This is a genomic window from Erwinia sp. MYb375 (genome assembly GCF_037479175.1).
GTDB lineage: Bacteria > Pseudomonadota > Gammaproteobacteria > Enterobacterales > Enterobacteriaceae > Erwinia > Erwinia rhapontici.
In genome coordinates this window covers 74804-97982 of the sequence record NZ_JBBGZS010000024.1, presented here as the reverse complement: position 1 = coordinate 97982, position 23179 = coordinate 74804, and the positions used below count along the sequence as shown (strand labels likewise).

Here is a 23179-nt window from a genome sequence, read left to right as displayed (position 1 = left end):
ATGACGTTAACGACACTGCCTGACTTTCGCCAGCAACGTGCACGCTTTCTGGCGGCAGTGGGGGCGCTGGGAGGCGCTGTTACCTGCTACCCACACCCGCTGAGCGGCCCCCAGGGCGAGCCGCTGTCGACCGATGTGGCGGTGATTGGCCGCGCGGATGCCCCGCAGGTAATGCTGGTGGTTTCCGGCACCCATGGTGTGGAAGGGTATTACGGCTCCGACAGCCAGATCGCCTGGCTGGAAGCGCTGGATGGCAGCACCCTGCCGCAGGATGTGGCGCTGGTGCTGGTGCATCTGATCAATCCGTGGGGTACCGCCTGGCTGCGGCGGGTGAATGAAGACAACGCCGACCTGAACCGTAACTTTATCGACTTCTCGGGAGCGGTACCGCCTAATCCGGCGTACCCGGCGCTGCACAGTATTTATACCTGCCGTGACCTGGACGGCCCAGAGCGTGCGGCAGCCGATGTGCAGATGGCACTGAAGTGCGCGGAGATCGGCTGGGGTGGCGTAAAACGTATTGTGGAAGCCGGGCAGTATCAGTTTGCGGACGGCATCTTTTACGGCGGCAGCGAGGCCAGCTGGTCTCAGCAGATCCTGCAGCAGATTATTGCCAATCATCTGCAAATGGCACGGCGTATTATCAGTTTCGATCTGCATACCGGGGCCGGGGCTTACGGCCATCCCATGCTGCTGGCGATTGCACAGCGCCCTTACCCGGCGCTTGATGAAGCGAAACGTCTGTTTGGCGAGTGGCTGACGGTGATCATCACCGGGGCCAGTGGGGAGAGTGACACCGGCGTGACCGCCACAGCCACCGGTTATTTGTCACAGTTTATGCTGGATCAGCTGCCGGAGACTGAACTGCTTCAGTTGGTGGTGGAATGCGGAACTTACGACGGTCGTGATATGCACCGTCGCGTGCGCGATGACCACTGGCTGCATCTGTACGGTGACCTGGACAGCGAGCAGGGAAGACAGGTGAAACAGCAGCTTTTTGAAGGGTTTTACCCGGCCGATCCGGACTGGCGCGCGCTGGTTGCACTGCGCACCCGACAGATTTTCCAGCGCGGTTGGGAAGCATTACAGCAGTGAGATCACAGGCGCCCGTAGAAGGTCATGCGGGCGCTTTCTGACAGCGACACATCCGGCTGGGCATTGTACGCCAGCACGACCAGCATACGTGTCGTCTCTCCTTCCGTTGGCGTGACGCGGTGCAGGGCATTCCGCCCCCTGAACAGCACCAGATCCCCCGGTTCAATGGCCAGTTTCTCTACCGGATGCTCACCGTCCAGCACGGCACCCACACCGCTGTAGTTCATCTCCCCGGCTTCCGCATTACGCAGATGGCTGACGTATTCAAATACGCCGCCCGCTTCAGGTTTCTGAATCAGCAGTGTGATAGCGAAGGAGGAGTTGTCAAAGTGCCAGCCCAGTTCCTGCCCGGCATGCGCATAGTGAAGATTAATCGACGACAGGCTGTCGGCATAGGGGAACAACTGTTGCTCTTGCAGCACGCCGCAAAGAAACGCCTTGAACGCGTCCGAGTCGTACAAGGTGCGCAGTGCAGAGGCCGCCGGGATCTCTTCATCGGTAATACAGCCTTTCGAGGAAACGACCTGGCGGTTACGCGGGTGATCGGCGGCAAAGGCATCGTCCGGTTTCTGCAAATAGACGTTATGCTGGCTGCTGGCATAAAACGCCAGATGCTGGTTATCCTCCCCTTCCTGCTTGATCGCGGCCAGCGCGGCAGGGGTTAAAAAACCACGCAGCACCAGCGCGCCGCTGGCAGCCAGCTGCTGCTGGCATGTTGCTGTGTAACCGGCATCGGTAATCGGGTGAGCACTCAGGTTAAGCAGGGGAGCAAGAGGATTCATCAGGGTCTCGTTGGCAGAAAAGCAGGTTATTCACTGTACGATGCCGTTGCGCGCTGTACTACTGATTTCTCGGACTTTTTAGCGATAAAAACACAAGAGAATTATCCCTTTAGTTATTATTGTTGCAGTGGTTATCAGAAGCATTCATCTTATTGTCATCCAGTTCATAACAAGGGAATGAAAAAATGAGAATACGGTTATTCGACGATCAGGAAGCCCTCAGCCAGCAGGCCGCGGCAGATATTTTTACTGAGCTGAATCAGGGAGAACGTTGTAATTTCGCCCCGACAGGCGGTTCATCGCCGCTGCGGCTGTATCAGCATCTGGTAGCACGGCTACAGGCGGAAAACGCCGGACAGCAGGTGCATTATTATTTGCAGGATGACGTTCCGCTGCGCGGTCATGAGCAGCAGCCAGGGGTGATTTATCAGCATATTGACCGTCATCTGCTGACCCCGGCGGGCATCCCGCCACAACGCATCCATCCGTTAACCCTGGCCAACGTTGCGCAGCAGGATGCCGCGATTGCCGCTGACGGCGGGCTGGATCTGCTGCTGCTGGGCGTGGGTCAGGACGGGCATATTGCCGCGAACCTGCCGGGCACGCCTTTTGACACGCTGACGCGTGAAATTGAGGTCGACCGCTGCCACGGTGTGCTGATGGCGGCTTTAGTGCAGGAAGTGGGATCGGAGGAAAATGTTCCCGACAGCTACCTGAGCTTTGGCATTCAAACCATTATGCAGGCCCGGCATATCAGGGTACTGATCAACGGTGAAAATAAAGCCGAGATAGTCCGGCGAATGCTGATGGAGCCCCCTCTGGAAGCGCTGCCTGCTTCTGTATTGCAGCGCCATGCCAACTGCACGCTCTATCTCGACGCGGCCGCCGCACGCCTGCTGGATGCGGACTGGCTGGCTGAACGAATGGAACGTTAATTCCCGCGGCTGAGGGCGACCAGATCAACCTGTTTCAGTAATGAACTTAGTGGGGCGAACAACGGCTGCGGCAGTGCTGCCGGATCGCACCACTGCCAGCCTTCACATTTGTCCGGTTCGCGACATTCCGGTGTGCCAGTGGCGTGGTAAGCCAGCATAAACAGCGTGACATAGTGCTTCTGTTCGGCCGGAAAAAAATCGTTGGTAAACGGCCCGGCGACACAGTCACCAATAACTAATCCACACTCCTCCAGCGCTTCACGTTCCGCACACTGCTGCGGTGTTTCCCCAAATTCAAGGTGCCCACCGGGTGCAGACCAGTCGCCTGCGCCGTGGCTGCCTTTACGTTTTCCCAGTAACACCCGGCCATCACGGAAAATTAAGGCTCCGACGCCAATACGTGGTGGTGACATGCTTCTCCCCTCAGTCATTCAGGCGGGCCACCCTGGTGTGACCCGTCGGAAAGCGCAATATAAAGCAACACTCCCTGTTTGTGAAAAGAAACACGGTCGCCGGTTAACGGAACAGTTTCTGGACAAACTCCGCATAGGCCGGTCGCCAGACATCCATTTCGTGCCCCAGCTTCGGCCAGGCGTGATAATCGAACTTCACGCCTTTCTCTTCCAACGTCTGCTTTAGCCCGGCGATATCTTTACCGGTAATGGTGTCATTCTCGCCAACCACAACGGTAAAGTTTTTCAACTGACGGTTAATCTGATCCGGTTTTTCCAGCTGTGCCGCCACCTTGTCATTCGGAACAGTGGTGGTGCTCACACCGCTGAGAGTCGCCAGCGCACTGAAACTGTCCAGATGACTGAGACCCGACACCAGCGCCTGATATCCTCCCTGCGACAGGCCCGCCAGTGCGCGTCCGTTCGCATCATGACGGACATTAAAGCGCTGGTTTATCAGCGGGATAATATCGTGGATCAGTTCACGGTCAGCCGCTGCCGCATTCAGCGGGTAGAACAGCTTACGGCGCTCCTGCGGCACGTACGCTTCCGGCGTGGTGGTGGCGGTATCGGTTTCGGTATCCGGGATCACCACCAGCATCGGTTTGATTTTTCCCTCTGCCAGCAGGTTATCCATCATTTCTGGCACGCGGCCCTGATCGATGGCCGAGCGCAGACTGTCACCAAAGCCGTGATAGAAATAGAGCACCGGTAGCGGGGCGCCTTTTCCGTCGTAACCCGGCGGTGTCCAGACTGCGACCTGACGCTCGCGCTTCAACTGGGGTGAGTGATAAGTCAGCGTACGCAGTTCACCATGAGGCACATTGCGCACATCAAGAATGCTGCCCGGCACCAGGATCAGGCTGGTGTTCACCTGGCGCTGAGGTTTGGCATACGCCGTACCGGTATCGATACTGCGGAAACCATCAACACTGAAGAAGTACTCATACAGATTCGGTGCCTGCACCGCTGAGCGGAAACTCCAGATCCCGCTGGCGTCCTTCACCATCGGATGCGAGACATAGCTATCCGGCGTGGCCCCGGTAAACACCGAGACTTTTTGCGCCTGCGGTGCGAACAACCGGAAGGTGATGCTGTGGTCAGCATTCACCTGGGTCACGTACTGATTCACCGCCCGGTCCTGCGGCGGGAATACAGGGAAATCAGCGGGCAGCGTCGCGGAAAACGCCGGGAGCGATGCGCCCAGTACCAGGCCTGAGAGCAGCAGTGCAACAGCAGACTTCTTCATCAGTTACTTCCTTATCGGTTAAGAAAATCAGGGGTAGATTACCACCAGACTTCCGCCTGAACGCCCAGCGTGAACTGATCGTTTTTGCTGTCCTGGAAGCTGTAATTTGACAGCTCATTATCCAGTACATGCAGATACGTACCGTAGAAACGGATCTCCGGGCGTGAGTTCAGGATGCTGGTATCGACTTTAAGCGCATGATACAGCGTCGTTTTGTAGCCAGATTCTTTCAGGCTCTCACCCGACTGCGTTTTGTTGGTCTGGGTGAACCAGCCCAGCTCCACACCGGTCTGATTGTAGCTGTCCCAGATCCAGGCCGGGCGTACCACGGTACGCAGGCTTTCGAAATCGCTGTGTGAACCACTCTCGTAGCTGTAGACATCGTTACCGCGTGAGTAGACCAGCGCATTCGCCATAATGATCTTATCGCTCAGGTACATTTCACCCTGGGAGATGGCGCGGAACGCGGTGCCGTTAGTGTGGTCGCCATAATAGTAGCCGTTGTAGCTGACATTGGAGCTGGCACCATTGTAATTGGCAAAGCTGCTGGCGAAGGAGTTGTTACCGGCCTGCAGGCTGAAGTCGTTAAAGCCTTTGTTGTAGAGTTGCTGGCGCACGATGGCGGTGGCCAGCCATGCGTCTTTCAGTGTATAGAAGCTGTTGCTGTCTTCATTATTTTTCTGCTCGTCGGTTTTATTCGCCATCGAATATTTACCCATCATGGTCAGCGTTGCGCTATCCCACAGTGGCAGATCTTTGTAGCGAACCTCGACAGAGTTGGTATTCATTTGCGTCTTATTGTCGAGATCGCGCGAATAAACGTCGATATCTTCACGGGTCAGTGACAGATCAACCTTGCCCGGTCCGGCCGCCAGGTTTTCAATACCCACGCCGCCGCCGACGTCGGTGCGCACGCTTTTCCAGTCGAGCATCTGGATTTCATAGACCGGCAGGGTATGTTTACCCACCCAGAAGTCAGCTTCGGGCGCAAACGGCAGGAAACCTTTGGTGGTCAGGTAGATATCGGAGAACTGCAGCAGGTTTTCATTGCCGGTGTTATCGCCAAACCAGCCGGAACCATACTGCTGGCTGACGTTACCATCCAGTTTGACAATGGCTTCGGCGGTTTTTCCATTCTGGTTATACACGCGCTGTTTCAGCAGTAAGTCGAACCAGCCGCTGTGTTCATTACCAAAGCGCCCGACGGAGCCGATAGCATAGGACTGCGGGGAGCCGTTGTTGCCGGTTGCCCAGCCGCTACGCAGGTAGCCGGAGTAGGTGAAGCCGATATCGTCTTTCACATACTGGCTGATGTCTTTCAGGGTGACCGGCTGGCTGCTTTCGCCACCGGCAGAAGTGCTGGCAACGTCAACCGTAGAGCTGGCGCTAACCGCGACAGGGGCGGCATTCGGCGTGCTGGCGGGCGCCGCACGTTTAGCCATAGCGGGTTGTTCATGCTGTGCTTTATATTCGCTGAATTCCGTTTGGGTTCGCTGTAACTCTTTTTCCAGTAATTCCAGACGCTGTTCCAGCGTTAATTTAGCGGCAAGAACATGGTTTGGAAACAGTGCAGAAGTCATAAGAACGGCTATTATTTTTAATGAGTGTGTTTTCATTTTTTAGTTTCCCAGGTGTTGCATGATAAATAAAAGGCATGCGGAATCCCTGCCAGTCGTACCGCTAACGGGCATAAAATTGAGAGTGGGTGCGAAAGCAGGCAACACTCTTTAAATCAACGATTTGCTTTTATTTTTTTTCTTTTCTGAATCCCATTCCTCTTATATTTTCTTGCTGCCAACTTTTCTGAAGGCAAAAAAAAACCTGAATAGCTTTTCTTTCCGCTTTTTCAGCAAGAAGAAAAACCCTTCAGGTTTTGCCTGCCAGCCCGTTAGCGGGCAAACAGTAACAATCCAGAGTGTTTTTTAACGAAATACGGTATGAAATATTTCGTAATAAGAAGATTTTGTCTCAATTATGGCTGCGGCTGCAATGACATTTTCATTCTCTGTCTACAATCTGTGATGAAACTAACACTTAGCCACCGGAGCCATCGCTATCCTTCCTGTGGGATGGTGAACAGCACACTCAGGAGAGCCGCAATGAGTCACAGAGTTATCAGCGCAGACCGTATTCGTGACCGCTTTTCCAAAGCGATGTCGGCGATGTATCAAAAGGAAGTTCCTCAATATGGCTCGCTGTTGCAGCTGGTGCGCGAGGTGAATCAACAGGCATTGGCGCAGGATCCCGGCGCGCTGAATGCAGATCAGTGGCCCCAGGAAGTGAATCGCCTGAGCGTGGAACGCCACGGTGCCATTCGCGTGGGGACGGCGCAGGAGCTGGCCACTCTGCGGCAGCTGTTTGCCGTGATGGGGATGTCGGCGGTGGGGTATTACGATCTTACGGCGGCCGGGGTGCCGGTGCACTCCACCGCGTTTCGCCCGGTGACGGAAGAGGCACTGCAAATCAATCCCTTTCGCGTGTTTACCTCACTGCTGCGGCTGGAGTTGATTGAAGATCCGACGTTGCGCCAGCAGGTGAGTGAGATTCTGGCCCGGCGCGATATCTTCACGCCGCGGCTACGCGAACTGCTGACGCGATGGCAGCGGCAGGGCGGTCTGGACGATGCGCAGGCGGACGAATTTGTCCAGGAGGCGCTGGAAACTTTTCGCTGGCATCATCAGGCTTCGGTGGACCTCCGTACCTATAACACGTTGCTGGCACAGCATCGTCTGATCGCCGATGTAGTGTGTTTCCGTGGGCCGCATATCAACCATCTGACGCCGCGCACGCTGGATATCGACCTTGTACAGCAGCTGATGCCGGAATATGGCATCACGCCGAAAGAGACCATCGAAGGCCCGCCTGCACGGCATTGTCCGATCCTGCTGCGGCAGACCAGTTTTAAAGCGCTCAATGAAGCGATTGATTTTACCGACCAGACGGCGGGCACGCATACTGCCCGTTTTGGGGAAATTGAGCAGCGCGGCGTGGCGCTGACGCGCAAGGGGCGCGAGCTGTATGATCGCCTGCTGCGTGAAGCCTCAGTGGAAAAACACGGGGATAACGACAGTCATCAGCGTCATTTGAGCGCGGTATTTACTGCCTTCCCGGATGATGCTGACCAGTTGCGTCAGCAGCAGCTGGCTTTTTACCGTTATCGTCGTCATCCGGAAATAGCCGCATTACCGGGTGACGATCTGGAGAGCCAGATTGCCCGGGGTGCGGTCATTGCCGAACCGATTATCTACGAAGATTTTCTACCGGTCAGTGCGGCCGGGATTTTTCAGTCGAACCTGGGGAACGACACGAGCAGTATCAGCAGCGGTAACCCGAGCCAGGCGGCGTTTGAGCAGGCACTGGGGGCTCAGGTGCTCGATGAATTTACGCTGTATCAGCAAGTGCAGCAGGATTCCCTCGATCGCCTGTTCCTGTAGGGCCTGACCCTCTGTTTCGGTCAGCCCACCCTGTGGTGGAAATATTCGGCAGGGGGCGACCGGAAAAAGGGGCTTTCCATCAAGGATCCCCACAAATGTTTTCTGGCTGAATGCACAGCACACGGGCTGGGGGCAGTTTGAGCACGCCGGATCGGCAAAAGATGCATCCAAGCGGGCCTCGGCACGCGGCGTCCTGCCGCGTGACGTCCGGCTTACCTCAAACTGGCCCCATCCCCTAAACATTCGTTCCCGCTGTGGGTTTTAAAAACAGCCACGCAAATGCCAGCAGGTGAAGGAGGAAGGGCTGATTGCAGCAGGCTGCCGGCCAGGCCACAGGGACGTGTTTATGCCGGTGCAGCAAGCAGCCCTTCCTCCGGGAACCGGTTAACCGGCTGCCCGCAATGACGCCCTGGTCATTTTTCTGGGATCTCTCAGGGGGCGCCCCCTGCGTTTAACCGACCTGACCGCTTAACACCCGTTCAATCACATTCAGCACGCCTTCATGGTTGTTACTGTCAGTCTGATAGCGCGCCACCTGCTTCACGGCGGGTTGCGCATTCGCCATCGCAAAGCCATAACCGGCGTGTGCCACCATCTCAATATCGTTACCGCTGTCACCGACCGCCACGACCTCACTGTCGGCAATCTGCCACTGACGTTGTAGCAGCGCCAGTCCGTGCGCTTTGTGGATGCCCGGAATGATCAGGTCAACAAACCCGAAGCCGCTGGAAACCGGTGTGACGATGCCATCGAGCGCATGGCCGATATGAGCCATCAGTTCCGGGATTTTTTCATCGGCCAGATTGAGAGAGAACTTGAAGATGGTGTCATCCAGTGCGCTGAAATCATCACGCAGTTCCAGGCGGTGATAGTGCTGCGCCATCAGTGTTACCAGAGATTCGGGGGCGCTGTTGAGCATATAGGCGCTGCGTGGCCCGCAGACCACGGTATGGGCGTAAGGCAGCCCGGCCAGCACCGCCAGCACTTTTTCCAGATGCGCTTCACTTAACTCGCCACAGAACAACGTCTTACCACAGTCGACAATATTGGCCCCGTTTTCGGAGACAAAGGCGATCTCATCCCGTATTTCCGGGAAGAAGCTGATGAGCTGGTAATACTGGTTGCCGCTGGCGACCACAAACTTGATGTTCTGCTTTTTCAGTTGCTGATACTGCGCTAAAAATCGCGCTTTGTTGTAGGTTTTGTTGTCATCGAGGAAGGTGCCGTCCATATCCACAGCAATCATTTTAATCATTGGGTCCCCTGAGTAAAAAAGAAAAATATTGCCCATCATCGTTGGAAAGACTGAAGGTAAAAAGAGGCAGCTTTTTCCCGTACGTTCCCCTTTTATTTGTGTGTCTGCTGATTCTGAGCCGTTATTGGTTTATTTATCCCCTGTCTGATGGGTTTTATACTGCTACTGGACGCTGGCAGCGATGAAAGTGCCCGTAAGGGGAAAAAACTACCCGGAAAAGAGGCAGTGATTTTCGACGGGCATCAGATTGTGATCCACGCGCTGCTTACATAATATGAAAGGAAAGGGTTACTGATGAAAGTGGCCGCAGACGGAGAGGGTCCCTATGAAACAGCGTCACCGGCGTATTCTCGATCGGGTGGAAGAGAAGGGAAAGGTCAGCATTAATGAGCTGGCGCAGATTAACGGTGTCTCTGGCGTGACGATCCGCAAAGACCTGGCCGAACTGGAAAGCCTGCATTATCTCAGCCGTGCTCACGGTTATGCGGTGTCACTTAATGATCTCTCTGAGCGCGTCAGCAGCAACTTTTCCACCAAAGAAGCCATGGCAAAGCGGGCGCTGGCACTATTGTCAGAAGGGGACACGCTGTTTATTGAAGCTGGCAGCAGCAATGCACATTTCGCCCGCGAGATTGGACGCTCCGGCATGGATGTCACGGTGGTGACCCCTTGTGTCTACGTGGCCAACGAGTTGAAAAACTGCCATCAGGATGTGGTGTTGATCGGCGGGGTGCTGCAAAAGCGCAGCGAATGTCTGGTCGGGCCGCTGACCCACCTGTGTATCAACAACATCAATTTCAACAAGGTATTTATCGGTATTGATGGCTACAACCCGGATTACGGCTTTACCGGGCGTGACATTATGCGTGCTGAAAACATCCGGCTGGCGATAGAGAAGCGGGTGCAGAATTACGTGATTGCCGAGTCGGGCAAGTTCGGCAAGTTGTTCCCGTATAACGTGGCGAAGCACAGCGATATCGACACGGTGATCACTGACGCCGGGCTGCTGCTGAGCTTTGAAAACGCGCTGATTCAACAGGGAGTGAGGGTGCTGAAGGCCTGATACCGCTTTCATATTCGCGCTGCTTTGTTACGTTATTTCCCGCCTGGTGAAAGGTCACTTTCACTAATCGCAACCCGTCACAGCCATCATTATCTAACATAATGTTTTAAAACGGTTTGTTTTGCTTTTTTTAATGTTTTTTTCTGCCTTGATAAGCGTGACGGCGATCAAATTTCATCGGGAATATTTCATTTATCGTACTGCGAAAGCAAAAAAGTTTCATATGAAACTTACCAGCGTGGTCTCCCGGAGGATGTGATGGAATTCTATTTAGATACGGCAGATGTGGCAGTGGTAAAGCGCCTGGCAGCAGTGCTGCCGATAAAGGGTGTGACCACCAATCCCAGTATTGTCGCGCGCAGTAAGCGCCCCCTCAGCAGCGTGTTGCAGGAGCTGGAGGCGATTCTGCCTGCCGACAGCACGCTGTTTGCTCAGGTGATTGCGCATGAGGCATCCGCCATGGTGGATGAGGCGTTACAGCTGCGTGAAATCGTGCCATCGCTGGTGGTTAAGGTGCCAGTAACCCACCAGGGCCTGACCGCAATTAAATTACTGACGCAGCAGAATATCCCGACGCTGGGCACGGCAGTATACGGAGCCGGGCAGGGCTTTTACGCGGCGCTGGCCGGGGCCAGTTACATTGCTCCCTATGTTAACCGCATTGATGCGCAGGGCGGCGACGGCATTGCGCTGGTCAGGGAGCTGCAAACCCTGCTGGACCTCCACTGCCCACAGAGCAAAGTGCTGGCCGCCAGTTTCCGTACGCCGCGCCAGGTGCTGGACTGTATGCTCGCCGGGTGTCAGGCGATCACCGTCGATCCGGATGTGGCGTAACTGTTCCTGCTCGACCCGGCGGTGGACAGCGCACTGCAGCGTTTTGACCACGACTGGTCATCGGCCTACGGTAGCCTGACGCTGTCATAAATTGTCTGCTGAATGTCAGGATTCTGACGTTATTGGGTAAAGAATCCTTACATGTTGCCGATTAATTGCTCTACCGAAGAAAAAACCGTAGAGGGCATTATGGGCGTTATCAGTGGAGTGACCGACAGCGTGGCAAGAGGGTACATCGCCACAACCGCAGTGGAAGCAGCAACCTCTTCCCAAACCGAAAGTATTACCGGAAAAACGTTGCCCGCCAGCGTGGTGGTGATCTCGCCGGAAGCGCGCGAGCGGCTGGCGCAGGCCGTCATCGCTGAACCTGTCACGGCGGAACAGCAGGCGGAAAATAGCAAGGACCTGCTGGCCAGTAAATCAGCCAACCAGACCCCGTCGATAAACCTGGGGTATGCGTTGTTTAACGATCCGCAAACCAACTGGGATGCCCGCACTTTCAGCCCACTGCTGAAGATGACCGCTGACCATACCCAGGCCAGCATGGACAGCTTTGCCGCCGCGCTGCATCAGGTGATAACGGATGGTCAGGTGGGGCGCAATCAGTACGATAATTCAGACACCTCGGAGGCGATGGCCCTGACGTTAACCCAGGCCAAACTGCATAAGCTGGTGGAGAAATATGTCTCACCCGATAACCAACAGCAGGCAACCGATATTGTTGACGCGATGATTGATGACAAAATTGCCTTCCGCGAAGAGCGAACGCTCCTGTCGGCACAGGGGACGCTGGATATGGCTAACCAGTACGGCACCCGTGCGATGCAGGCGGATGCCCGGGACTATCTTGAGCAGGTGAAAAGCGGCACCGCACGACCACAGCTTGAACTGGCGGCGATGATGGCGGCGACGACACTCAGTAAAAATATGGAGGCGGCGTTCAGTGCCTTTGCCGATGTGATTAACAACACGCCGAATCCTGACAAGATGGCGCAATCTTCTATCGAGGGCGGGCTGAAGCAGCTTGATGTCTATCGTCAGCAGTGGGATGACTTCTACAAAAAACTCGCTGAGTAACAGCCGCACGGGTCGATCATTTTTTCCGATCGACCCGTGCTGAGGGTTTGTACCAGGATTCAGGTCAGCAATACTGGCTGATCTGAACAAAGGGTCAGCCATGACGGATTTATGCTTGTCTTGTTTTATGGGCAGACTTCACCAGGCGACGGGCATTCATCCGCACGATAAAACTGCCCGCTCCGGCCAGTGTCAACAGGGCGACCACGCCCGGCCAGCCCGCTTTTTCCAGCAACAGACTGCCCAGCGCCGAACCGACCGCCATACCGATAAATACCCCGGTAAACATCAGCGCATTCAGGCGGCTGCGGGCGGCGGGTTCAAGCCCGAAGATCAGCGTCTGATGGGAAACCAGCGTCGCCTGCACGCCAAAATCAAAGCCGATAGCCGAGATAACAATCAGCGCCAGCTGGGCGGGAACCGGCAGCAGCGGCAGTAAAAACAGCGCAGCAAAAGAGAGCGTGGCGAGGGCAGTGCTGAACTGCGTAACCAGCGCTGGGCCGCGGCGGTCGGCCATCATTCCCGCCAGCGGTGCCGCCATTGCGCCTGCGGCACCCGCCAGGCCAAACGCCCCCGCTGTGGCGCTGCCCAGGCCATAACGGCTGTGCAGCATCACCGCCAGTGTCGACCAGAACGCGCTGAAACCGACAGAGAGTAACCCCTGTGCCAGCGTGGCGCGGCGCAGTTCACCGTGGTGCATCCACAGGTGGCGCATCGATGCCAACAGCGCCGGGTAACCCAGCGAGGTACTGGGGGCGATATGCGGCAGGCGACGCCACAGTACCAGGGTGATCATCAGCACCAGTACGGCGGCCAGCACAAACATGACGCGCCAGCCGAAGTACTGCGCCACCAGCCCGCTTACCACTCTGGACAGCAGGATGCCCAGCAGCAGCCCGGTCATCACCGTGCCCACCGTTTTACCGCGCTGTGCCTCCGGTGACAGGCTGGCCGAGGCAGGGACGATGTCCTGTGCCATTGTCGCGGTAATGCCAATCGCCAGGCTGGCGGCCAGCAGCACCATCATATTGCCAGCGGCCGCGCTGAGCAGCAGGGAAAGTGTCAGCAACACACCTTTGAGGGTGATAATGGTGCGGCGATCGTGGCGATCCCCCAGTGGCGCCAGCAGCAGAATGCCGAGGGCATAACCCATTTGCGTCAACGTCGGCACCAGGCCGCTGGTGGTGACGCTGGCATGAAGCTGGCGCGATAAAATTTCCAGCATCGGCTGGCTGTAGTAGATGGATGCCACGCTAAAGCCAGCGCCGCTGGCCAGCATCAGCACGGTGGGGCCGGAGAGCGGCTGCGGTAAAGAAGCGGTGTGAGTCGACATGGTGAACAGCCTGTGTGTCAGTGAAGTTGGCGCTATTATTATGCGCCGCTGCGTTAGAGGGTAGTCGCCTGCCTGGTAGAACTGTTATACGATAGGCGTATGAACACATCTCAATTTCCCGGCGTTGACCGTATAGAACTGATGCAGACCTTTGTGCGCATTGTGGAAGCCGGCAATCTGTCGGCGGCGGCTGCACGTCTGGGGACCAGCCAGCCCACCGTCAGCCGCCGCCTGCAAACCCTGGAAAAACTGCTGGGGCTGAAGCTGTTACAGCGTACCACGCACGTGATGAAGCTGACGGAAGATGGCGAACGCTGTTACACCCATGCCAGAACGCTGCTGGAAAGCTGGCAGGGCATTGAGGACGATCTGCGCAGCGTAACGGAAGAGCCGCAGGGCGTGCTGCGCGTGCTGGCCCCGCATGCCTTTGGCCAGGACCAGATGATTGGACCTTTACAGCGCTACTTACAACGCTATCCGCAGATGACCGTCGAGTGGATGCTCAGTGATCGGCACCCGGACTTTATTGCCGAAGGGATTGATTGTGCGGTGCACGTCGGTCCGGTGACGGAACCCTCGGTGGTGGCCCTGCTGGTGGCCGAAGTGCCGCGCATCGTGATTGGGGCGCCGTCTCTGCTGCCTCCGGGGGGGCTGCCCCGGCATCCGCAACAGTTGCAGGATCTGCCCTGGCTGGCGCTCAGCACTTTTTACCGTCACAGCGTGTCGCTGACGCAGCTTCCGAGTGGGGAGAACCAGCGTTTTGATATCCGGCCGCGTTTGCTGACCGACAGTCTGTATGCGCTGCGCAATGCCGTACTGGCAGGAATGGGGGTGGGGATTGCATCGTCATGGGTGGTACAGGAGGATCTTGCCCGTGGGGACTTGCTGCATCTGGCTCCGCGGTGGCAGGCCGCTGCGTTGCCGGTGTATCTGGTCTATCCGCATGCCCGTTATTATCCGGCACGATTGCGGATGTTTCTGGCGATGATGCGCGAAGCGATGCCGGTCCTGTCGGGGACGCAGCACCCGGTGCGCTAAATAAAAAAGGCACTCCCGCCAGGAGAGTGCCTGCAGAGCGCGGGATCAGAAGCTGTAGCTGACGCCCGCCTGCCAGGTACGGTCACGACCGATCCAGCAGTTGTAGGTGTCGTAGCAGGTGAAGGTTTCTTTGTTGGTCAGGTTCTGCGCGCTGGCTTTCAGCGTCACCCCGGCCAGCTGCGGAGACACCGCCGCCATATTGTAAGACACGGCCATATCCCAAAGCGTGGTGCCGCCCAGTTTCCCCTGATCGTTCGCCAGTGAAATTTCCATTGGGCCGACATAACGTGCCCCGCCACCGACGGTCAGTCCGCGTACTGCACCGCTGTCGACGGTGTAGTCACCCCACAGGTTGAAGGTATTCTCCGCCACCTGAGTCGGGCGTTTACCCTGATATTTATCATCTTCCGTATTCAGCGCGTGGGTGTAGGCGTAGTTGGCGATGAGATTAATATTCTCGGTCGGACGACTGATCACCGACAGCTCTGCGCCTTTTGACTCCACTTCCCCGGTCTGGCGATAGTTCAGGAAGGTAAGATCCGAGGTCAGCACATTTTTCTGACGAATATTAAATACCGAGGCGGTCACCGTGGTGGCGTAATCGGCCAGCAGGTATTTCACCCCGCCTTCCAGCTGACGGCTGGTGGTCGGTTTGGCGGTGGTCAGGTTGCCCGTGGGTGAAACCGGTTTGAAGCCTTCCGAATAGCTGATAAACGGCGCAATGCCGTTATCAAAGGTGTAGAGCGCGCCGAGACGTTTGGTCAGGCGGTGCTGATCAACCCAGGTTTTGGTGTTATTGGCAAAATAATCGGTATTGGTTGAGCGGTAGTCGTCGTAACGCAGCCCGGCGATCAGGCTCAGATTGCCGTATTCGACCTGATCCTGGAAGTAGTAGCCGGTTTGATTAAAACTCAGGCGGTTAAGCTGCGCGGTGTTCAGGCCCAGCGCTGACTCATTGACCTGATTGTAATCCGGGTTGCTGATATCAATACCCGGTGAGGCGGCAGAAGCATATTTATAGTGGAAGTGGGAATCCATGCGCTGATAGTCCACACCCGCCAGCAGGTGGTGGTTCCAGTCGCCCAGATCCCACTGCTTCGTCACCTGGTTGTCGATATTGAAACTTTTCAGGTCTTCATCGGTGGTATAGGCAAAACGACTCAGTTGCGTGTTGCTGACCGCCGGATCGGTGATGCCGGTCGCGTAGATGCTTTGCTGATGGGTGTCGACGTCAAAGTAGCGTGCCTTCTGGGCAACGGCCCAGCCGTTATCGAACTCATGTTCAAAGCTGTAACCCAGCATCCACTGGCGTTGTTTAAAGCCGCTCCAGCGATCGCCCGCGTAGGCGCGGTGTGAGGAATCTAAGGCTTTCAGCGCGGCCAGCGGCATCGTATCCGACGGCGTCAGGCTGGGGATATCCTGGTACTGCGCATCCAGTGTCAGGCGGGTTTTGTCCGACGGCTGCCAGGTCAGGGACGGGGCCACCAGATAGTTTTCTGATTTAGTGGTGCGCGGCTGGTCATCGCCGGCGCTGGCTTTACCCATGAAGCGGTAGCTCCAGTCGCTATCGGCAATTGCCCCGGTGCTGTCGATATAGCCTTCGCGCAGTTTCCGGCTACCGCTGTTAAAGCCGACCTCGGTTTTCTGCTCTTTCTGCGGCTTCTTACTCTGGATATTCACCAGACCGCCCGGTGAACCATTGCCGTACAGCACTGAGGCCGGGCCTTTCAGAATATCAACATGGTCGATCAGAAGCGGGTCAATATTGGCTTTGGTATTTCCGGTGACGTTATACGGCAGCTGCAGGCCGTCATAGAACGAGTTATCTACCGCAAAACCACGAATTTTATATTCGCTCATGTACGAGGTGGCACCACGGGTTTCTGTGGAGACGCCCGGGGCATAGCGCAGAATTTCATTCAGTGAGTTGGCGTGGCGTGCAGCAATCTCTTTGCTGCCCACGGTGTTAATCACCTGCGGCGTTTTACTTTCCGGCACCGCCGACTTGGTGGCGCTGTTGGTGTAAGCGGGCAGGGATGCAGCACCTGAATCTGACGCGCTGACCACCAGCGTTTTTTCGTCAGAGGGGGTGGCGGCGTGAGCGAAGGTGGCACAGGTGCTGGCAATCAGTACAGAGAGCAGGCAGGGCTTGGTGTTAAACATAGATTCAAATGCCAATGAGAATGTTAAAGATAACGACAATTATTATCATTGGGCGTAACTATGCAATAACTTCCGAAAAATTAAATTTTCATCGCGAAATAACGCCTACAAGCCGTAGTGTTTTTATGTGCAGCTCTCTACGGCAATATAAAAATTTGTCTTTAGTTAGAACGTTACCTGCCTGTTACGTATTTAAGGCGACGATATGCCTGGATCGTGTGATTTACAGGGTTAATTCTATTAGTAACGGGTAGTTAAATATGATGCGAAAGCGCATTCAGACTCTGTAAGGATATTGTTATAAGAAGATTCCGAAGCGGCCAAATAGTAGAACATTTAAAGTAAAGCGGTCAATAACGCGGGGAGGTGAGCGTCCGAAGGTGGAAAACAAAAAAGGAGTCATTACGATGATAGCTGCCTTCATGAACATGTTGCGATTCATCTCCGGGCAATCGTGTAAGCGCATCATAAGAGTGGTATCTTCCTCCCTCCTTTTTTGCTCATTCAAGGTCAGTGGATGATGAAGCATCGTTATGTGAGTTGTTTTGTGTTCTCTCTTTTGGTTTCTGGAACAAGCCATGCCGGGGTGATGATTCAATCCCCTGGGGGCGGCGTATTAACCTTTTCCCAGGCGAAAAAAGGGGAGCATTACGATGCCAACGCATGGGCGAAAATCGTCTTCTCAAATAAAAATGCTCAGGCAGACCTCAGCCAGGACGATCGCTATTACACGGAAGACGGTTCTTCCCGGGTGTCACCCTCCGGGCGTTATCTGATCGTGAATAGCGTCTCTGGTGGGGAGCTGTGGCAGGAAGATGGCACGGTGACCTGGACCGACCGCGCCTATTGCAGTGTGGTCGATATGAAGAATGGCTGTATCACCAGCGACTGGAGCGGTGAGGCGTGTGGTTACACGTGGGTTGGAGGCAAAGATATCCTCGCCAGTTCAGAAAAACCCAACGCAGACACGTTTAACTTCACCGCAATGCGCCCTACGCTGCGTGAGTCGAAAGGGGATTTTTCCCTGATGGAAAATGCCCGGGTAATGAATCTGATGCGCTGTGATGTACCGGGAAAAGATAATATCAATGACTATCAGAAACTGGCCACCTTAAATAAATCCTCGGCAAAGGCCGTTCGCAGCCAGATAGTTAATTACGTCAATAGCCTTACGATGGCGGCATCGATAGAGTCCAAAGCCTTATTATTCACCGGGCCAGATGAACACAGTCAAACTAAAGCCTATCTTGTGGCGGGGGATAAAATAAAGATCATACAACGTTCACCTGATAATCAATGGGTGAATGTGGGTTACATCAATGCAAAAGGCTCTCCCCTTGTTGCCTGGATCAAGGCAAATACGCTAATAAAGTGAAGGTAAATGGTTCCAAAGGAGGAAAGTAACAATGTTACCCAGTAAGAAAGTCGTTAAAGAGAACGATGCCCGGTGGAGGGAGAAACTGAAACGTCGGGATAATCTGGCCGCCATATTCTTCTTTGTTATTCCTGCAGGCTTATTTCTGGCTGGCGGGCGCGATCTGGCCAGGCTGACGCCAATCTTGTGGGTGCTTTACTGTATTGTCTATCTCTTTGTCTTCCGTCGCTCATTACAGGGTTTTTCGACTGACGAGCTGCGTTTTATCGCAAGACACGGCAACAATCACCCTTTTTATGCGCTGTGCTGGATAGTGGTGATAGGCGTTGGTCTGATGCTTATTGCGTTTATCGTACAACACCTCACGGCTTGATCTTGCAAAGTCTCATATCTGTTCTTCCTGCCGTTAATTTCTCTGTTTAAAACAGTCAACATGGCTCTCATGCCCGACGATTTGGTGCTAATCCGTCATCTGAGGATACAATATCTTGATATTAAAACCCTGTTATGAATAATCGGTGGGGTATTTTTTGGGATATTTAATGGACTAATAGGATTTAACTTATAAAAGGAGGTTTCGTGAGCCTGTTTCCCAGACCGCTGTCAGAATGTGTAGCGATGACTATTTCCTCCGTATGGGTTTCCGATTGTATATCAATAAGTAGTTCAAAAAATATCAGTATTTATGAAGAAAACAGCACGCGCAAGGAACGTGGTGAGGCCTGTCTGCCCGTTTTTATTTAAACGATATTTTTATGTGAACTTTTTTAAATATATAAATACATTTTCTCAACTCAGAAGCCCATTATGAAAAAATTATCTGAACGTTACCTGAAAACCGGCGGTGATCCGACTATGCTGCCGGAGTATATTTCCCTGAACGATGAAATGAGTAAGTTCGCCCATTCTGCACGGCCGGACGTGGACTGGACTCGCGTGCAAAAATTGTGCCTGGCGCTGTTTGAACGCAACGGCGTGGAATTACAGACAGCGGCCTGGTATACCCAGGTTCGCATTCAACTTGCCGGGTTATCCGGATTGAACGAAGGTCTGGCTATCCTCGAGGCACTGATTAGCCACAAGTGGGGGGCGCTGTGGCCTAAACAGGGACATGTGCGGATGGAAATCCTCATTAGCCTGAGCCGACGTATCCAGCAACTGATGCGCACGCTTCCCATTAACTATAGCGACCTTAACCTCAGCCAGTTGTACCAGGCAGAGCATCTGCTCGCGCGTCTGAATGAAGTATTGGATCAGCGGGAATTAAAACAGTTGAGCCAGTTTGATGTACTGGCTTCGTTGATGCACAGCATTGCAATCCGGCTGGAAAACAGTGACGTAGCGGGAAAAAACAGTACGTCAGTGGCCGGAACCCCTGTGGCGAAAGGCATCAATAGTACGGTGGCTAAACTGGGTGTGGTGTTACCCGAGGCGGTGGCAGAATCCCCTGTGTTGACACCGAAGGAAACGGAGGAACCCGTAAAATTGGTCTATGTGGCGCAGCCGAAGGCAGTGATGCAGATACCGTTTAAAAATATGCCCTGGAAGCCCTTTGCAGCGGGGATGTGCGCCATGCTTGTGGTGGGCAGCGCGGTACAGCTGGGCTGGGATAAAGTCTTTCCTCCGAATCCACTGTTGTTACAGTTGGAAGCGTCCGTGATGCCTCTTGCCACCCCTTTATCGCATGGTCAGCGTCAGGTTTTGCTTCAGAGTCAGCCACTGCTGGCGGAAAACTTTGTTGAGCAAACGCAGCAGCAGCTGGAGCGGGTAGAGGGCTACAGCCCTGATTGGTCTTTATCCTACGGCCAGGGGTTAATCAATCAGTTGCAGTCATTCAGGCCGGAAGATGAGGTGGCGAAACAGCTGGTACAGAAATGGCAACAGCAGCTCAATGCAGCAGCGTTACCCGCCGATGTCATGAGCGGCTGGCATCAGGGGATGTCGAAGTTGCAGCAACTGAGTGCGAAGCTGAATACGCTCGACAGCGAGCGTGGGAAATACATTACGGTCAGCGAGCTGAAGTCGGTGATATACAGCGCAAGGCAGGCGTTTAACCGTTCGATCCCGGTTGAGGAACAGCTGCGTCTTTACTCGGTCAGCCCTTCTGATATTCAGAAACGGCAGACAGAGATGGCGCTGGAGCAGTTGCAGAGGCGTTACTTCTTGCTGAGTCAGGAAAAAGGACACGAGAACCTGTAACCCAGAAAGCAAAAAACCCGCCATTGGCGGGTTCTTTTCAATGCGCTGGAGCGTATGCCCCCTAGAAAGCAAAAAAACCGCCATTGGCGGTAGGGTGCCCGGACTCGGACAAAAACGCCGGGAGCGTTTTTGCATGGCGCTTTAGCGCCAGCCCCGAAGGGGCGAGTCTCATGGATGAGACGAGTAATCGAACGCAGTTCGATGGAGAGTCCGTGACGCAGAAAGCAAAAAACCCGCCAATGGCGGGTTCTTCTAAATATGGTGCCCGGACTCGGAATCGAACCAAGGACACGGGGATTTTCAATCCCCTGCTCTACCGACTGAGCTATCCGGGCAACGGGGCGCATTAAACCGTAAAGGCCGTTCGGCGTCAACGGCTTTGTCATAAAAAAGTCGTAAAATCCTGCCAACTGCCTGCTTTTTGCCCGGATACGGGCAAAGTGCTTTAGCTTAACGCCCCATTCTTGCGGCACAGAGCAATGCTCAGAACGTCTTCTGCCAGGCGGCGGGCATTCTCCACTTCCTGCACCTTGCGCTTGACCAGCAGCCGCGACAGGCAGCCTTCCAGAATCAGCTCCATCTGATGTGCCACCAGCTCAGGATTATCGGTTTCCAGCTCGCTCAATAGGGCATGAGTATATTGCCAGGATGCCTGTTTTTGCAGTTCCGCAATTTCGTGGATCGGGTGGTCCGGTTGCGGGTAGAAACTACAGGCGGCAATAAACAGACAGCCGGGATAACGTTGATTATTGACGGCTTCTGCCAGCACCTGATAGCGGGCCATCAGTTTCTTCTCCGGGCTGAGGCTGTCGTCCAGCAGCAGCTTACGTCGCCAGACTTCAATCTGCTGCCCGTGATAGCGTAGCGCGTCATACAGCAGCGCATCGCGATCCGGCCAGAAGCGCTGAAGTTCCTGTTCACTGCACCCCAATTCATCCGCCATCATGGCAAGAGAAGTGGTGGCGGCGAGTCCGTTCAGCTCAAGGATGCCAAGAGCCTGTTCCAGTACCTGTTCACGCTGCACGTCCTTCTCCTCGTTAGCTTTATCAAAACCTAGTGTCGTTTACTGCGCCAGTTTATGCAAATGCGCCCGAAACGCAGCCGGTTTCATAAACCCGGTTACGCGTGAGCCCGGGATTTCATGGCCCTGTGCATCAAAGAAAAGTAGGGTAGGCAAGCCCAGAACATTCAGATGGTTCAGCAGGGCGCTGTCGCTGACGTTATTGGCAGTGACATCTGCCTGCAATAACTGCATGTGGCCAAAGGCCGCCTGCACTTGCGGATCGCTGAAGGTGTATTTCTCAAATTCTTTGCAGGCCACGCACCAGTCGGCATACAGGTCGAGCATGGTGAGGTTGCCCGCACTGCTTGTCAGCCGTTGATTGAGCTGCTCAACGTTACTGATGCGGGTGAACGTTAACTGCGGGCCCGCTTCGTGCTGGGCAGCACTGCCAAACGCCCAATCCTGCAAGGGACGGGCAGCAATCAGCATGATGCCCAACAGCAGAATTTGCAGCACGCGTAGCCAGCCACGCTGGCTTTTCAGGCTGCTGATAAACGCCCATCCGAAAAAGGCGACGGCCAGCAGGCTCCACAGGCGCAATCCCCAGGTGTCGCCGATCACCCGCTCCAGCAGGAAGACCGGGAGAGCCAGGATCACAAAGCCAAAACCCTCTTTTACCGTCTGCATCCACGGGCCACTTTTCGGCAGCAGTCGGTTGCCGAACAGCGTAATGGCGACCAGCGGCAGACCCATACCCAGCGCATACAGATACAGCGTACCGGCACCGGCCAGCATATTGCCACTCTGGGCGATGTACAGCAGGATAGCGCTAAGCGGGGCGGTGGTGCAGGGCGAGCAAATCAACCCGGCCAGCGCGCCCATCAGGAAGACGCCCGGCAGCGAGCCGCCCTGCTGACGGTTACTCCACAGCGTCAGACGGGTCTGCAATGAAGAGGGGAGTTGCAGAGTGAACAGGCCAAACATCGACAAGGCCAGCAGAATAAACAGCACGGAAAGCCCGATAAGCACGGCGGGAGCCTGAAGCGCGGCCTGGAAGCGTAGCCCGGCGGCCGCCACGACAATGCCCATCAGGGTGTAGGTGAGCGCCATGCCCTGTACATAGACCATCGCCAGCGCAAACAGGCGGGCCAGACTGTAGCGGCGATTGCCGCCAAGGATAATCCCCGAGATAAGCGGGTACATCGGCAGTACGCAGGGCGTGAACGCCACGCCAATACCGATGAGCAGTGCCCAAAGCGGTGAGAAGGGCAGGCTGTTGCTGTCGGACGTCTCTGAGGCAGTGACAGATACAGGTGTTGCTTCCTGCGTGCTATGCGCCGCCACCGCGTCCAGCGGTACGGTGCGTGTCTCCGGCGGATAACAGAAACCCGCTGCGGCACACCCCTGATAAACCACCGTCATCTGCGCGCCTGTCACGGCCTGCCTGAGGGTGAAAGGTAGCGTCAGGCTGTCCGGGTAAATCTCTGTTTTGCCATAGAACTCGTCTTCATGCGGTTTGCCTGCGGGCAGGCCCCACTCGGCGAGCGTCGCGCCCTGCACGCTGATCTTTATCTGCTGGCGATACAGGTAGTAGCCCGGCTTGATCTGCCAGTTGAGGGTGAGAATGTCGTTTTTCTGTGTGAAATCAAAAGCGAAGGCCTGATTGACCGTCACAAACTGGCTGTTGTTATTCTGGCCGAACAGCGACGCGCTGGCGTTCACGCTGAACAGGCTGGCAAACAGCAGGAAAATAAAGGGGATAAGTCGCTGAGTCATAACGGGTCTTGCTCTCTCCATGTGGGACCGGCCGGACGGCAAAGGGAGATGATAGCATGGCACCGTGAGTTTCGGGGGGCCGGGGTCGGGCAAGTCGGCCTCTACAGGATGCAGGG

18 protein-coding genes, 1 tRNA gene and 1 pseudogene are annotated in these 23179 nt (G+C 55.2%); 10 read left to right on the top strand and 10 right to left on the bottom strand.

Annotation, left to right across the window (positions count from 1 at the left end):
- On the top strand, window positions 1-1095 hold the full coding sequence (locus tag WH279_RS22285) for a DUF2817 domain-containing protein (protein WP_339458971.1): 1095 nt from the start codon (window positions 1-3) through the stop codon (window positions 1093-1095).
- A gap of 2 nt (window positions 1096-1097) precedes the next feature.
- Here WH279_RS22285 and WH279_RS22280 read toward each other — a convergent pair whose 3' ends face one another.
- A complete protein-coding gene (locus tag WH279_RS22280; RefSeq protein ID WP_339458969.1) occupies window positions 1098-1877 on the bottom strand; it encodes a HalD/BesD family halogenase in 780 nt (259 codons plus the stop codon).
- Window positions 1878-2062: 185 nt separating this feature from the next.
- On the opposite strand from WH279_RS22280, the gene WH279_RS22275 reads away from it, so the two are divergent.
- Window positions 2063-2812, top strand: coding sequence for a 6-phosphogluconolactonase (locus WH279_RS22275; protein ID WP_339458966.1), 750 nt, complete (start codon window positions 2063-2065; stop codon window positions 2810-2812).
- Here the strand turns inward: WH279_RS22275 and WH279_RS22270 are convergent.
- The 3 genes from WH279_RS22270 to WH279_RS22260 form a co-directional block, all read right to left on the bottom strand.
- Window positions 2809-3225 carry a nucleotide triphosphate diphosphatase NUDT15 gene (locus tag WH279_RS22270; RefSeq protein ID WP_339458964.1) on the bottom strand — a complete coding sequence of 139 codons (417 nt, stop codon included), beginning with the start codon at window positions 3223-3225 and terminating at the stop codon, window positions 2809-2811. The genes WH279_RS22275 and WH279_RS22270 overlap by 4 nt on opposite strands.
- Before the next feature lie 103 nt (window positions 3226-3328).
- Window positions 3329-4513 carry an alpha/beta hydrolase-fold protein gene (locus WH279_RS22265; RefSeq protein ID WP_167864308.1) on the bottom strand — a complete coding sequence of 395 codons (1185 nt, stop codon included), beginning with the start codon at window positions 4511-4513 and terminating at the stop codon, window positions 3329-3331.
- Window positions 4514-4551: 38 nt separating this feature from the next.
- Window positions 4552-6129, bottom strand: coding sequence for a carbohydrate porin (locus WH279_RS22260; protein ID WP_339458959.1), 1578 nt, complete (start codon window positions 6127-6129; stop codon window positions 4552-4554).
- A 483-nt stretch (window positions 6130-6612) separates the two neighbouring features.
- On the opposite strand from WH279_RS22260, the gene hglS reads away from it, so the two are divergent.
- A complete protein-coding gene (gene hglS / locus WH279_RS22255; RefSeq protein WP_339458957.1) occupies window positions 6613-7947 on the top strand; it encodes a 2-oxoadipate dioxygenase/decarboxylase HglS in 1335 nt (444 codons plus the stop codon).
- Window positions 7948-8398: 451 nt separating this feature from the next.
- On the opposite strand, the gene WH279_RS22250 is transcribed toward hglS, so the two are convergent.
- Window positions 8399-9202 carry a Cof-type HAD-IIB family hydrolase gene (locus tag WH279_RS22250; RefSeq protein WP_339458954.1) on the bottom strand — a complete coding sequence of 268 codons (804 nt, stop codon included), beginning with the start codon at window positions 9200-9202 and terminating at the stop codon, window positions 8399-8401.
- Window positions 9203-9527: 325 nt separating this feature from the next.
- Between WH279_RS22250 and WH279_RS22245 the strand changes: the two genes are divergently transcribed.
- The 3 genes and pseudogenes from WH279_RS22245 (at window position 9528) to WH279_RS22235 (ending at window position 12176) form a co-directional block, all read left to right on the top strand.
- The gene (locus WH279_RS22245) at window positions 9528-10265 is read left to right on the top strand and encodes a DeoR/GlpR family DNA-binding transcription regulator (protein WP_339458952.1); all 738 of its coding nucleotides are present in this window, start codon (window positions 9528-9530) and stop codon (window positions 10263-10265) included.
- Between the two features lie 258 nt (window positions 10266-10523).
- Window positions 10524-11189 (top strand): annotated as a pseudogene (gene fsa / locus WH279_RS22240) (fructose-6-phosphate aldolase).
- Between the two features lie 51 nt (window positions 11190-11240).
- Window positions 11241-12176 (top strand): hypothetical protein, encoded by a 936-nt coding sequence (locus WH279_RS22235; protein WP_339458950.1) that lies wholly within the window; start codon window positions 11241-11243, stop codon window positions 12174-12176.
- Between the two features lie 109 nt (window positions 12177-12285).
- Here the strand turns inward: WH279_RS22235 and WH279_RS22230 are convergent, their stop codons facing one another.
- Window positions 12286-13509 (bottom strand): MFS transporter, encoded by a 1224-nt coding sequence (locus WH279_RS22230; protein WP_234472269.1) that lies wholly within the window; start codon window positions 13507-13509, stop codon window positions 12286-12288.
- Between the two features lie 99 nt (window positions 13510-13608).
- Between WH279_RS22230 and WH279_RS22225 the strand changes: the two genes are divergently transcribed.
- Window positions 13609-14547 (top strand): LysR family transcriptional regulator, encoded by a 939-nt coding sequence (locus tag WH279_RS22225; RefSeq protein ID WP_339458946.1) that lies wholly within the window; start codon window positions 13609-13611, stop codon window positions 14545-14547.
- A 45-nt stretch (window positions 14548-14592) separates the two neighbouring features.
- Here the strand turns inward: WH279_RS22225 and WH279_RS22220 are convergent, their stop codons facing one another.
- A complete protein-coding gene (locus WH279_RS22220) occupies window positions 14593-16710 on the bottom strand; it encodes a TonB-dependent siderophore receptor (RefSeq protein WP_339458943.1) in 2118 nt (705 codons plus the stop codon).
- A gap of 517 nt (window positions 16711-17227) precedes the next feature.
- Between WH279_RS22220 and WH279_RS22215 the strand changes: the two genes are divergently transcribed.
- From WH279_RS22215 to WH279_RS22205, 3 genes are all read left to right on the top strand, one after another.
- Window positions 17228-18085 carry a hypothetical protein gene (locus WH279_RS22215; protein WP_339458940.1) on the top strand — a complete coding sequence of 286 codons (858 nt, stop codon included), beginning with the start codon at window positions 17228-17230 and terminating at the stop codon, window positions 18083-18085.
- Between the two features lie 31 nt (window positions 18086-18116).
- Window positions 18117-18458 (top strand): hypothetical protein, encoded by a 342-nt coding sequence (locus WH279_RS22210; protein ID WP_339458937.1) that lies wholly within the window; start codon window positions 18117-18119, stop codon window positions 18456-18458.
- A gap of 434 nt (window positions 18459-18892) precedes the next feature.
- The gene (locus tag WH279_RS22205; protein ID WP_339458935.1) at window positions 18893-20284 is read left to right on the top strand and encodes a VasL domain-containing protein; all 1392 of its coding nucleotides are present in this window, start codon (window positions 18893-18895) and stop codon (window positions 20282-20284) included.
- Window positions 20285-20543: 259 nt separating this feature from the next.
- On the opposite strand, the gene WH279_RS22200 is transcribed toward WH279_RS22205, so the two are convergent.
- From WH279_RS22200 to WH279_RS22190, 3 genes are all read right to left on the bottom strand, one after another.
- Window positions 20544-20619 (bottom strand) — tRNA-Phe (locus WH279_RS22200).
- A gap of 110 nt (window positions 20620-20729) precedes the next feature.
- Window positions 20730-21308 carry a division control transcriptional repressor DicD gene (gene dicD / locus WH279_RS22195; RefSeq protein ID WP_339458933.1) on the bottom strand — a complete coding sequence of 193 codons (579 nt, stop codon included), beginning with the start codon at window positions 21306-21308 and terminating at the stop codon, window positions 20730-20732.
- Between the two features lie 39 nt (window positions 21309-21347).
- Complete coding sequence (locus tag WH279_RS22190) at window positions 21348-23063, bottom strand: protein-disulfide reductase DsbD (RefSeq protein WP_339458931.1); 1716 nt, start codon at window positions 23061-23063, stop codon at window positions 21348-21350.
- Window positions 23064-23179 lie beyond the last annotated feature (116 nt).

What these genes read in the sequence shown, in the direction of transcription:
- WH279_RS22285 (WP_339458971.1), top strand. Translation starts at nt 1, where the DNA reads ATGACGTTAACGACACTGCCTGACTTTCGCCAGCAACGTGCACGCTTT.
- WH279_RS22280 (WP_339458969.1), bottom strand. Translation starts at nt 1,877, where the DNA reads ATGAATCCTCTTGCTCCCCTGCTTAACCTGAGTGCTCACCCGATTACC.
- WH279_RS22275 (WP_339458966.1), top strand. Translation starts at nt 2,063, where the DNA reads ATGAGAATACGGTTATTCGACGATCAGGAAGCCCTCAGCCAGCAGGCC.
- WH279_RS22270 (WP_339458964.1), bottom strand. Translation starts at nt 3,225, where the DNA reads ATGTCACCACCACGTATTGGCGTCGGAGCCTTAATTTTCCGTGATGGC.
- WH279_RS22265 (WP_167864308.1), bottom strand. Translation starts at nt 4,513, where the DNA reads ATGAAGAAGTCTGCTGTTGCACTGCTGCTCTCAGGCCTGGTACTGGGC.
- WH279_RS22260 (WP_339458959.1), bottom strand. Translation starts at nt 6,129, where the DNA reads ATGAAAACACACTCATTAAAAATAATAGCCGTTCTTATGACTTCTGCA.
- hglS (WP_339458957.1), top strand. Translation starts at nt 6,613, where the DNA reads ATGAGTCACAGAGTTATCAGCGCAGACCGTATTCGTGACCGCTTTTCC.
- WH279_RS22250 (WP_339458954.1), bottom strand. Translation starts at nt 9,202, where the DNA reads ATGATTAAAATGATTGCTGTGGATATGGACGGCACCTTCCTCGATGAC.
- WH279_RS22245 (WP_339458952.1), top strand. Translation starts at nt 9,528, where the DNA reads ATGAAACAGCGTCACCGGCGTATTCTCGATCGGGTGGAAGAGAAGGGA.
- WH279_RS22235 (WP_339458950.1), top strand. Translation starts at nt 11,241, where the DNA reads ATGTTGCCGATTAATTGCTCTACCGAAGAAAAAACCGTAGAGGGCATT.
- WH279_RS22230 (WP_234472269.1), bottom strand. Translation starts at nt 13,509, where the DNA reads ATGTCGACTCACACCGCTTCTTTACCGCAGCCGCTCTCCGGCCCCACC.
- WH279_RS22225 (WP_339458946.1), top strand. Translation starts at nt 13,609, where the DNA reads ATGAACACATCTCAATTTCCCGGCGTTGACCGTATAGAACTGATGCAG.
- WH279_RS22220 (WP_339458943.1), bottom strand. Translation starts at nt 16,710, where the DNA reads ATGTTTAACACCAAGCCCTGCCTGCTCTCTGTACTGATTGCCAGCACC.
- WH279_RS22215 (WP_339458940.1), top strand. Translation starts at nt 17,228, where the DNA reads ATGATGAAGCATCGTTATGTGAGTTGTTTTGTGTTCTCTCTTTTGGTT.
- WH279_RS22210 (WP_339458937.1), top strand. Translation starts at nt 18,117, where the DNA reads ATGTTACCCAGTAAGAAAGTCGTTAAAGAGAACGATGCCCGGTGGAGG.
- WH279_RS22205 (WP_339458935.1), top strand. Translation starts at nt 18,893, where the DNA reads ATGAAAAAATTATCTGAACGTTACCTGAAAACCGGCGGTGATCCGACT.
- WH279_RS22190 (WP_339458931.1), bottom strand. Translation starts at nt 23,063, where the DNA reads ATGACTCAGCGACTTATCCCCTTTATTTTCCTGCTGTTTGCCAGCCTG.